This window comes from Bradyrhizobium pachyrhizi, assembly GCF_001189245.1.
Classification (GTDB): Bacteria; Pseudomonadota; Alphaproteobacteria; order Rhizobiales; family Xanthobacteraceae; genus Bradyrhizobium; species Bradyrhizobium pachyrhizi.
This window is the reverse complement of sequence record NZ_LFIQ01000058.1, coordinates 1-7,799: the sequence shown is the minus strand read 5'-3', so window position 1 is coordinate 7,799 and position 7,799 is coordinate 1. Positions and strand designations below refer to the sequence as shown.

Annotated in this window: 9 protein-coding genes; 2 read left to right on the top strand and 7 right to left on the bottom strand. The window is 64.7% G+C overall.

What is annotated here, in order from left to right; all coding sequences use genetic code 11:
* Together AKL29_RS11780 and AKL29_RS11775 are read left to right on the top strand one after the other, a co-directional pair.
* Positions 1-1,021: DEAD/DEAH box helicase (locus tag AKL29_RS11780; RefSeq protein WP_244481953.1), on the top strand; the 1,021-nt coding region annotated here is incomplete at its 5' end.
* A gap of 318 nt (positions 1,022-1,339) precedes the next feature.
* A complete protein-coding gene (locus AKL29_RS11775) occupies positions 1,340-2,407 on the top strand; it encodes a GGDEF domain-containing protein (protein WP_050384274.1) in 1,068 nt (355 codons plus the stop codon).
* Positions 2,408-2,511: 104 nt separating this feature from the next.
* Here the strand turns inward: AKL29_RS11775 and AKL29_RS11770 are convergent, their stop codons facing one another.
* From AKL29_RS11770 to AKL29_RS11740, 7 genes are all read right to left on the bottom strand, one after another.
* Positions 2,512-2,961 (bottom strand): TfoX/Sxy family protein, encoded by a 450-nt coding sequence (locus AKL29_RS11770; protein WP_050384273.1) that lies wholly within the window; start codon positions 2,959-2,961, stop codon positions 2,512-2,514.
* A gap of 169 nt (positions 2,962-3,130) precedes the next feature.
* Entirely contained in the window at positions 3,131-3,520 is a 390-nt protein-coding gene (locus tag AKL29_RS11765) for a HesB/IscA family protein (RefSeq protein ID WP_050384272.1), read from the bottom strand.
* Between the two features lie 162 nt (positions 3,521-3,682).
* The gene (locus AKL29_RS11760; protein WP_016845787.1) at positions 3,683-4,054 is read right to left on the bottom strand and encodes an SUF system Fe-S cluster assembly protein; all 372 of its coding nucleotides are present in this window, start codon (positions 4,052-4,054) and stop codon (positions 3,683-3,685) included.
* Positions 4,051-5,298, bottom strand: coding sequence for a cysteine desulfurase (locus AKL29_RS11755; RefSeq protein WP_152977548.1), 1,248 nt, complete (start codon positions 5,296-5,298; stop codon positions 4,051-4,053). Before AKL29_RS11755 ends, AKL29_RS11760 begins: the two co-directional genes overlap by 4 nt.
* On the bottom strand, positions 5,295-6,617 hold the full coding sequence (gene sufD, locus AKL29_RS11750) for a Fe-S cluster assembly protein SufD (protein WP_050384271.1): 1,323 nt from the start codon (positions 6,615-6,617) through the stop codon (positions 5,295-5,297). The genes AKL29_RS11755 and sufD overlap by 4 nt, the downstream gene beginning before the upstream one ends.
* Before the next feature lie 17 nt (positions 6,618-6,634).
* Complete coding sequence (gene sufC / locus AKL29_RS11745; RefSeq protein WP_050384387.1) at positions 6,635-7,387, bottom strand: Fe-S cluster assembly ATPase SufC; 753 nt, start codon at positions 7,385-7,387, stop codon at positions 6,635-6,637.
* 57 nt (positions 7,388-7,444) lie between these two features.
* The coding region (locus AKL29_RS11740; RefSeq protein ID WP_193395205.1) for a SufD family Fe-S cluster assembly protein at positions 7,445-7,799 on the bottom strand (355 nt) is incomplete at its 5' end.

The window sequence follows — 7,799 nt, the reverse complement described above, 5'->3', positions numbered from 1 at the left end:
AGCCGACCGCATGCTCGACATGGGCTTCATTCCCGACATCGAACGCATTTGCAAGCTCGTCCCGTTCACGCGGCAGACCCTGTTCTTCACCGCGACGATGCCGCCGGAAATCAGCCGCATCACCGAGGCCTTCCTGCACAACCCGGCCCGGATCGAGGTCTCCAAGCCCGCGACGACCGCGGTGACCGTGACCCAATCCCAGGTGCCCGCGGGTCGCGAGCCGCACGAGAAGCGCGAGATCCTCCGCCGCCTGCTGCGCGACGCCAAGGACCTCAACAACGCGATTATCTTCTGCAATCGCAAGCGCGAAGTCGCCGTCCTTCACAAGTCACTGCAGAAGCACGGCTTCAGCGTCGGCGCGCTGCATGGCGACATGGACCAGAGCGCCCGCATGGCCGCGCTTGATCAATTCCGCAAGGGCGAGCTGCCCCTGCTGGTGGCCTCCGACGTCGCCGCCCGCGGCCTCGATATTCCCGCCGTCAGCCACGTCTTCAACTTCGATGTGCCGCATCACCCCGACGACTACGTCCATCGCATCGGCCGCACCGGCCGCGCCGGTCGTACCGGTACCGCGATCTCGATCGTCACGCCGCTCGACAGCAAGTCGATGGCCGCGATCGAGAAGCTGATCGGCCAGCAGATTCCGCGCACCGAGGGCGACTACACCGTTCACAGCGAAGCCTCCGACGAGGACGCCGCGCCGCGCCGCTCGCGTGGCCGCGAAGGTTCGCGCGATAGTGCCCGCGGCGGCCGAAAGCCGCGCCGTGAGCGCGAAGCGCGCCACGGTGAGCGCGAGCCGCGCGAAGCGCGTCACGAGCGGGAGCCCCGCGAGGAGCGCGCAGCGAAGCCGGAGCGTGAACCGCGCCACGGCCGCAATTCGGCTCCGCAGGCCGCTCCGTCGCACGTGCCGTCGATCGGGCGTGCCGAGCCACGGCGACCGCAGCGCGAGGTGGACCACGAGCCCGCCGATCATTCGCACCTGCCCGCCTTCCTGCTGCGACCTGTGCGCGCACGCGCATAAGGGTCTGCTCCGATGCCGCCGCGCCAACGGCGGTAATCCAGCCAATCTCTGTTGCCACCCGCGACCGGCGCACGCGCTGATCCCCAGCGTTTGAAGCAAATGCGCGCAGTTTGCGCCTCGCAAGAGCGAGCAAACGAAAAGCGCCCGAAAGTGGCGCTCGAGGCGGACAAAGATCGGGCGCGCCGCGCGCTCGTCGCAGCCGGCTTCCCCGTGGTTCCACTGTTTACCTTGCCTTCACTCTCGTCCCGTACCCTCGCCCCAATAGTTTAGTCATTGCTGCCGGGTTTAATCGGCATTGCGTGCATTGAGGACGTGACAGTGGTCAAACTGCTGGACGAACACGAACGTACGTTGGCCTTTGCCGAAGTCGCGCTTGGCCAGATCCGCTCGCTTCGCCAGACCGCAGTCCCCCGCAACTATGAAATCTGGTACGTCTACGCGACCGGATACAACGCGCCGCTCAACAAAGTCATCAACGAGACGCTGGCGCGCAGCGGCAAGCTCAGCGAATCCGATCTCGAGCAGATCTACGAAACCTACCTTTCGCACATCAAGACCTCGGACCGCATCGACAAGGTCGGCGCGCGCGTCATCGGCGAGATCGACGCCGTCATGAAGTTGATCACCGACGCGCTCGGCGTGTCCGCGACCTATGACGCCAGCCTCGTCGGTGCCAGCGATAAGCTTGCGAGCGCGACCACCCGCGATCACATCAAGGCAATCGTCGATAGCCTGGCAAAATCGACGCGCGAGATGCGCGAGACCAATCAGGCATTGGAAAGCCGGCTCGCGCTGTCGAAGTCGGAGATCAGCGAGCTACAACACAGCCTCGAGGCGATCCGTGCCGAGAGCCTGACCGATCCGCTCACCGGCCTCGGCAACCGGAAATATTTCGACCGCTCGATCGACATGGCGGTGCAGGCCGCGCTCGCCAGCGGCGAGCCGCTGTCGCTCCTGATGTTCGACATCGACCACTTCAAATCGTTCAACGACTCCTACGGCCATCTCACCGGCGACCAGGTGCTGCGGCTGGTGGCACAGTCGCTGAAGCAAAACATCAAGGGCCAGGACATCACCGCCCGTTATGGCGGCGAGGAATTCGCCGTGGTGCTTCCCAACACGGCGCTGCGGCAGGCGCTGACGGTCGCCGACCACATCCGCCGCGCCGTGATGGCCAAGGAGCTGAAGAAGAAGTCGACCGGCGAGATCCTCGGCCGTGTCACGATCTCCGTCGGCGTCTCCATGCTGAAGCCGACTGACGACACGGACTCGCTGATCGAGCGCGCCGACGCCTGCCTCTATGCCGCCAAGCGCGCCGGCCGCAACCGTGTGATCTGCGAGGCCGATCCGGAATACAGCACCGAGATCCAGACCCGCGTGGCGTGATCGACCCGTCCCTCATGGTGAGGAGGCGCAACGCGCCGTCTCGAACCATGAGGCCCCTGACCTCGCCCGTGGCCATCCTTCGAGACGCGCGCCATGCGCGCTCCTCAGGATGAGGACTTCTTTCGTTTTGCGCGTTTCTTCTGAGCCGAGGGTGGTTTGGCTGCGGCCTTCTTACCTGCAGTCTTCCTTGCAGCAGCCTTCTTCGCCGGTGCCTTCGCCTTCCTCGGCCGCTTGCGCAGCGCAGCGCGCTGGGCGGCGCCGAGTGCCGACCGTGCCCAGACCGCGAGTTCTTCCGAATCATCGAACAGCCGTGCCGGCAGCTGCCAGTAGGAGTTCACCGTGACGGTCTTCGACCGTGTCTGATATTGGAATGGCCCGCTGCCCTCCGCCTCAAATTGCGGGATGGTCTGCTCGTCGGCACGAAAGTAGAGCCCGGCACGCAAGGCGAGCGCGAAGTTCGTGCCGTCAGCCGAGATACCGTAGCCGGAGAACATCCGGCGCAGTGTGACCGGGCCGAAATCGGCGAACAGGTCGGTGAGGAATTCGCGGTCCATGTGCCCACCGTCATGCCGGCCGAGTGCGCAATTGCGCATGGGGGGCCGGGACCCATACGCCGCAGCCTCTCGATGAGGCAGTATGGGCGACGATCGGATCAACAATCAATGCTGGTGGTTTGGGTCCCGGCGCCCGCGCGCAATTGCGCACTCGGCCGGGACGACGCTGTCAGACCGTGGCCGGCTTGAGCTGCACCGATTCGCCGCAACCACAGGCAGAGACCTGGTTCGGGTTGTTGAACACGAACTGGGCCTGCATCTTGTCGGCCACATAGTCCATCTCGGTGCCAAGCAGGAACAACACGGCCTTCGGATCGACCAGGATCTTCACGCCCTTGTCCTCGACCACTTCATCGGTCGGACGGATCTCGTGGGCGTATTCGACGGTATAGGACTGTCCGGCGCAGCCGCCATTCTTGATGCCGACGCGCAGCCCGACGATCTCGGAATCCGCGCGCTTGGTCAGCTCGGTGATCCGCTCCGCCGCGGCATCGGTCAGTTTCATGACCTGCGGGCGCGGCCGCTTCGGCTTGGCTGGGGTTGGTGAAGCTTGCGTCATGTTACTCATGTGGTCAGTCCCAGCGGCAAATCAATTGCCGGTCTTCTTGAGCCTAAGTCCAATCCGTAAAGGTTCTGACTTGATCAGAACCGTTACCTCTTGTTCTGACGCGCTTTCTTCACGCGAACCGGCATCCACTTCGCTCGAAAACGCCGTGACACATCACCACATATTGAGGACGAGGCGTGCCTCGTCCGACATCCGGTCCGGCGTCCAGGCCGGATCCCACACCAGATTGACGTTGACGACGCCGACGCCGGGAACGCTGGCAACCGCGTTCTCCACCATCTGCGGCAGCTCGCCGGCGGCCGGGCAGTTCGGCGTGGTCAGCGTCATCATGATGTCGACCGAGCGATCATCCTTGAGATCGACCTTGTAGATCAGGCCGAGTTCGTAGATGTCGGCCGGGATCTCCGGGTCGAACACCGTCTTCAGCGCCGCGACGATCTCGCCGCTCATGCGCTCGGTTTCCTCCGCCGGCAGTGCCGAGGTGGTTTCCATGGTGGCCGTCTTGACTTCGGCTGTATCGGTCATGCGAACAATTCCCGCGCCTTGATCAGCGCCTGCGCCAGATGGTCGACTTCTTCCCTTGTATTATACATCCCGAAGGATGCGCGGCAGGTGGCCGTCACGTTGAACCGCTCTAAAAGCGGCATCACGCAATGCGTGCCGGCGCGCACCGCAATACCCTGGCGGTCGATCACGGTCGCGACGTCATGGGGATGCGCGCCCTTCATCTCGAAAGAGATCACCGGTCCCTTGTTGCGGGCGGTTCCGATCACGCGCAACGAGTTGATCTCGCGCAAACGCTCCTGCGCATAGGTGAGAAGCTCATGCTCATGCGCGGCGATGCGCTCCTTGCCGATCGAATTGACGTAGTCGATCGCAGCCCCCAGCCCTATCGCCTCGACGATCGGCGGCGTCCCGGCCTCGAACTTGTGCGGCGGATCGCCGTAGGTGACCCAGTCCTTGGCCACCTCACGGATCATCTCGCCGCCGCCGTTGAACGGCCGCATCGCCACCAGATGCTCGTGCTTGGCGTAGAGCGCGCCGATGCCGGTCGGTCCGTATACCTTGTGGCCTGTAAAGGCGTAGAAATCGCAATCGAGGTCCTGGACGTCGATCGGCAGGTGCACCGCGCCCTGTGCGCCGTCGACCAGCACCGGGATGCCGCGGGCGTGCGCCAGCCGAATCACGTCCTTGACCGGAACCAGCGTGCCGAGCGCATTCGACATCTGGGTGATCGCGACGATCTTGGTGCGCGGCGTCAGGAGCTTCTCGAACTCCTCGATCAGGAAATTGCCCTCGTCGTCGACCGGCGCCCACTTGATCACGGCACCATGGCGCTCCCGGAGGAAATGCCACGGCACGATGTTGGAGTGGTGCTCCATGATCGAGAGGACGATCTCGTCGCCCTCCTTGATGTTCACTCCGCCCCAGGACGACGCCACCAGGTTGATCGCCTCGGTGACGTTGCGGGTGAAGACGATCTCTTCATTGCGGCGGGCGTTGATGAACCGCGCGACCTTGCCGCGGGCGCCTTCATAGGCCTCCGTCGCGGCATTCGCGAGGTAATGCAGGCCGCGATGCACGTTGGCGTATTCGCTCTTGTAGGCCTCGGTCATGCGGTCGAGCACCGCATTCGGCTTCTGCGCCGAGGCCGCGTTGTCGAGATAGACCAGCGGCTTGCCATAGATCTGCATGGCGAGCGCCGGGAAATCCTGCCGCACCAGCGCGACGTCGTAACTGCCGTTGGCGACCGCCTTGTGCATGCTCACGCCCTCGCCTGAAGCCAGCGCTGCGCGGCGGCAATTGCGACCTCGCGCAACTCGTCGCTGGCGATGGTCTCGATCGCCTCGCCGACGAAGGCCTGGATCAGGAGCGCCTGCGCTTCCTTCTCGGGCAGTCCGCGGGCGCGCATGTAGAACAGCAGACTCTCGTCGAGCGCGCCGGTGGTCGCACCGTGACCGCAGGTGACGTCGTCGGCGAAGATCTCGAGCTCGGGCTTGTTGTCGGCCTCCGCGTCGTCGGACAGCAGCAGCGCACGGGTCATCATCTTGGCGTCGGTCTTCTGCGCGTCGGGGCGGACGATGATGCGGCCCTGGAACACCGAATGGGCGCGGTCGTCGACGACGGCACGGAAGACCTCGCGGCTCGCGCAGTGCGGCACCGCGTGATCCATGAACAGCGTGGTGTCGGCGTGCTGCTTGCCGTTGATCAGATTGACGCCGTTGGTCTCGACCGTCGAGCCCTCGCCGGCGCAGGTCACCGTCAGCTGGTAACGGCTGACGTGCCCGCCCGAGGTCAGGCCGAAGGTGTTGAAATGGGCATGCGCGCCGAGCGACACCGTCGCCGAGGAAATATTGAAGGCATCGACGCTGTCTTCGACCAGGCGCACGTGATCGAGCCGTGAATTGTCACCGATCGCAACAACCAGTCCGTCATGGGTCTGGTAGGCCTTGGCGCCGTCGGCGGCGAGATAGCTCTCCACCAGCGTCACGCCGGCATCGCGGCCGAGCCGGAGCAGCGACCGCGTGAACGTCGAGGCCGGTGCCGTGCCGGATGCGACATGCACGATGTGCAGCGGCTGGGTAAGTACCGTGCCGTGGGCGACGTCGATGACGACCCCGTCGGTCGCCATCGCGCCATTCAGCGCGATCATGGGGTTGGCAACATCGGACGCGAGAGCCTGCGTCGCAACGATCTCGTCGCCGGCTTCCAGCGCGAGGCGCAGCGGATTGATCGAGAGCCCTTTCTCCAGATCCTGCCAATCGGAGAGATCAGGCGCGAACGCGCCGTCGACCAGCACCAGGCGCCGGACGCCTTCGATCGCGCGGGCCTGTACGACGGCCCTGGCGCGGCTCAGCGCGGCATCATCCGGGGACGCCGCGAGCGGCAGCACTTCGCGCATCAGCGCGCGCAGGTCGGTGTATTTCCAGTCCTCGATCCGGCGATGCGGCAGGCCTGATCGTTCATAAGCCTCGAAGGCCTGGCGCCGCTGATCGGCGATCTTGCCCTCGCCCGGCAGACGATCGCGCACCACGGCGAAAGCATCGCCCAGCGCGCGCCCGGTCTCGGTCTTTGCAACAACGTTCATCACAAAACCCGCGTTTGTCAGGCAGCGTCTTCGAACTGCGCGTAACCGGACTCTTCCAGCTCCAGCGCCAGTTCCTTGCCGCCGCTCTTCACCACCCGGCCCTTCGACATCACGTGCACAAAGTCGGGCACGATGTAGTTGAGCAGCCGCTGATAGTGGGTGATCACGACCATCGCGCGCTCCGGCGAGCGCAGCGCGTTGACGCCGTCGGCCGCGATCCGCAGCGCGTCGATGTCGAGGCCGGAATCCATTTCGTCGAGGATGCAGACGGCCGGCTCGAACAGCGCCATCTGCAGAATCTCGTTGCGCTTCTTCTCGCCGCCGGAGAAGCCGACATTGACGCCGCGCTTCAGCATGTCCTGCGGGATGTTCAGCGACCTGGCGACCTCGCGGACCTTCTTGAGGAAGGCCGGCGACGAGATCTCGTCCTCGCCGCGCGCCTTGCGCTGGGCGTTGAGCGCCGCGTGCAGGAAATTCCAGGTGGTGACGCCGGGAATCTCGACCGGATACTGGAACGCCAGGAACACGCCCTGGGCGGCGCGCTCGTTGGGCTCCATCTCCAAGAGGTCCTCGCCTCTGAACAGGATCTGCCCGCCGGTGACTTCATAGCCCGGCTTGCCGGCGATGACGTGGGAGAGCGTCGACTTGCCGGAGCCGTTCGGCCCCATGATCGCGTGCACCTCGCCCGGGTTCACCGTGAGCGACAGCCCGTGGAGGATCTCACGCTCCTCGACACGAACCTGCAGATCTTTCACTTCAAGCAGAGACATCTGATTTTTCCTGAGCATCACCCCGAGGCGCGTCGGCCGCGCCGTTGGCGGGATGGATTAGCCAACCGAACCTTCGAGGCTGATCGAGATCAGCTTCTGCGCTTCCACCGCGAACTCCATCGGCAGTTGCTGCAGCACGTCCTTCACGAAGCCGTTGACGACGAGGCCGACGGCTTCTTCCTGCGAGAGCCCGCGCTGGATGCAGTAGAACAGCACGTCCTCGGAAATCTTCGACGTCGTCGCCTCATGCTCGAACGTCGCCGAGGAATTCTTGGCCTCGACATAGGGCACGGTGTGCGCGCCGCATTTGTCGCCGATCAGAAGCGAGTCGCAGGCGGTGTAGTTGCGCGCGCCGGTGGCCTTGCGATGCGCGCTGACGAGACCGCGATAGGTGTTCTGCGACTTGCCGGCG

What these genes read in the sequence shown, in the direction of transcription:
- AKL29_RS11770 (WP_050384273.1), bottom strand. Translation starts at nt 2,961, where the DNA reads ATGGACCGCGAATTCCTCACCGACCTGTTCGCCGATTTCGGCCCGGTC.
- AKL29_RS11765 (WP_050384272.1), bottom strand. Translation starts at nt 3,520, where the DNA reads ATGACGCAAGCTTCACCAACCCCAGCCAAGCCGAAGCGGCCGCGCCCG.
- AKL29_RS11760 (WP_016845787.1), bottom strand. Translation starts at nt 4,054, where the DNA reads ATGACCGATACAGCCGAAGTCAAGACGGCCACCATGGAAACCACCTCG.
- sufD (WP_050384271.1), bottom strand. Translation starts at nt 6,617, where the DNA reads ATGAACGTTGTTGCAAAGACCGAGACCGGGCGCGCGCTGGGCGATGCT.
- sufC (WP_050384387.1), bottom strand. Translation starts at nt 7,387, where the DNA reads ATGTCTCTGCTTGAAGTGAAAGATCTGCAGGTTCGTGTCGAGGAGCGT.